The 2,639-nt window shown below is 65.9% G+C and carries 1 protein-coding gene and 1 pseudogene; both read left to right on the top strand.

The window, feature by feature from the left end; all coding sequences use genetic code 11:
- The first annotated feature begins 1,456 nt into the window (after positions 1–1,456).
- Positions 1,457–2,365, top strand: coding sequence for a sterol desaturase family protein (locus G3N93_RS38170; protein WP_206135348.1), 909 nt, complete (start codon positions 1,457–1,459; stop codon positions 2,363–2,365).
- Between the two features lie 106 nt (positions 2,366–2,471).
- A pseudogene (locus G3N93_RS38175) lies at positions 2,472–2,597 on the top strand (NAD-dependent oxidoreductase); the annotation flags it as partial.
- Between the last annotated feature and the right edge of the window lie 42 nt (positions 2,598–2,639).

Here is a 2,639-nt window from a genome sequence, read left to right on the forward strand (position 1 = left end):
ACGAGCCGGCGTGCGCGCCGTTGTAGGTGCCGCGCGGCGTGTACGCGGTGCCGTGGCCGGCCCAGCCGGCGAAGGCCGGTGCGCAGGCGAAGGTGAGGGCGGCGGCGGTGACGAGGAAGCGGTTTTTCATCGGGTGTCCTTGCGGTTCGTTTCGGTGCACGCAGTGGCGTGGCGACGGGACGAACTTTAGGGCGATGACACGCGCCCGTCGCGTCATAAAAGATGTCGCGGTGTTACACGTGAGGTGCTGTTTCGAAGTACGACGAATGTGTGCGCCAGTCGCGCCGATCGCGGGCATGCCGCGCCAGGAAAGGCTGTTGGCGATGCGGTCGCGCGAGGGCAGGCAGCGGGGACGTGGGGCGGAATGTGTCGTGCGCAGCGCGAATGTGTGTCGCGACGACATGCGGCGACATATTTGCCGGCCGATTCATGCGTGTTTTGTGTCGAGCCACGTCACGCGAATTGAACGCATGCACTACGCCGCATGCGACTGGGGTCGGCTTCTCCGTGACATGGAGAAGCCGGCGCGTACCGTCCGAAGAATTGGATTCCTTCCGGTCGATCGGTAACGACAGTGTTCTTATGTCGCGCGGGCTCGTCCTTCGAGCCCATGTCAGGTCGCGCGCACTGTTGATCGATTTCATCACGACATGCGGCGACATATTTCCCGCCGGATACAGATACACGCCGCCGCAAACCGGCCGCGCTCCGGTCTATAAGCGCCCATGGCCAGCACGTACCGCGTGAACGCGTTCCCCCACAACATGCGGCGACATATTTCCCGCCGGATACAGATGCGCCGCCGCAAACCGGCCGCGCTCCGGTCCACCAGTGCCCATGGCCAGCACGCACCGCGTGAACGCGTTCCCCCACAACCTGCGGCGACACATCTCCCGGCGGACACTGATACACGCTGCCCCAAACCGGTCGCGCTCCGGTCCATAAGCGCCCGCGCCCGGTATGCACCGCCTAAACGCGTTCCCCACAACATACGGCGTCACATTTCCTGCCGACCCACGTAAGCACAGCCCCAAACCGACCACGCTCCAGCCCACAAGCGACCACGCACGCCACCCCAGCTGAACGCGTTCCTCAACAACATACGGCGACTCATTTCCCGCCGGACTCACATACGCGCAGCCCCAAACCGACCACCCTCCAGTCCACAAGCGCCCGCGCCCGGCACCCCCCACCTGAATGCCTTCCCCCGCGACACACGGCGACACATTTCCCGCGGGACACACATCCGCGCATCAACAAACCAGCCACGTTCCAATCCACAAGCACCCGCGCCCGCCACACCCCACCTGAACACCTCCCCCACGACATACCGCGACATATTTCCCGCGTGGTCTTTCCGTTCCGCGCCCACTACAGTGCGTTCCATTCGACGCGATGGCAGCCCGTGCAGCCGATGACGCGTCCGACTCAACCGAAGGAAAGGGAAAGGCCCATCATGCTCACCACTACAGGAAAGCTCGCGTACTACGTCACGCTCTTCATCGTCGCCGTCTCGCTCGTCGAGGCGGCCGTGCTCACCTGGCGCCGCGCCCGCGGTCCCGAACCGTTCGACTGGAACGAGGTATGGCTGTCGCTCGCCGATCTCGCGGGCCGCAAGCTGCTCGCGCTGGTGCCGCTGTCGCTCGCCACGCCGCTATTCGACCTCGCGTGGGCGCACCGGCTCTTCACGATCCCGCTCCATAGCGTCGCGCTCGGGCTGCTCGTGTTCGTCGGCCAGGAGTTCTGCTACTACTGGTATCACCGCGCGTCGCACCGCGTGCGCTTCTTCTGGTCGACCCATGCGGTGCATCATTCGCCGAACCAGTTGACGCTGTCGTCCGCGTTTCGCCTCGGCTGGACCGGCAAGATCGCCGGCGCCGCGATGTTCTTCACGCCGCTCGTGTGGCTCGGCGTGCGTCCGGAAGCCGTGCTCGCGATCCTGTCGTTCAACCTGATGTACCAGTTCTGGCTGCACAACACGTGGATCCCGAAGCTCGGCTGGTTCGAATACGTGTTCAACACGCCGTCCGCGCACCGCGTGCACCATGCGTCGAACCTCGACTATCTCGATGCGAACTACGGTGGCGTGCTGGTCGTGTTCGACCGCCTGTTCGGCACCTATGTCGCCGAGCGCGCCGACGAGCCGTGCCGTTTCGGCCTCGTCACGCCGACCCGCTCGCGCAATCCGTTCGTCGTCGAGCTCGAGCACTGGGCGAGCCTGGCCCGCGACGTCGCCGCGGCCCGCGACGTGTGGACCGCGATCCGCTTCGTGCTGCTGCCGCCGGGCTGGCGCCCGGACAACCAGGGCGAAACGACGGAGGAACTGCGCCGCCGCAGTCTCGTCGCCGTGCGCACGGATGCGTGAACGGCGCTACGCTGTGGCGCATTGCCGGCCGCGCACGCATGCCGCGGCCGGCATGACTCATGCAACATGCATCATCAAGCAACCCTCGATCCAGGAGAAAACATCGATGGAACACGATCTCAAAGGCAAGGCAGTCGCGATCACGGGCGGATTCGGCCATCTGGGTGTCGCGACGGCCGCGTGGCTCGGCGCACGCGGCGCACGCGTCCCCCTGATCGGCCCCGGTTCGGCCCCGGCGGGACCGGAGCGCCGCCGGTAGGGCAACACTGTGCCC

Origin of the sequence: Burkholderia sp. Se-20378 (assembly GCF_017104665.1) — a bacterium.
Classification (GTDB): Bacteria; Pseudomonadota; Gammaproteobacteria; order Burkholderiales; family Burkholderiaceae; genus Burkholderia; species Burkholderia lata.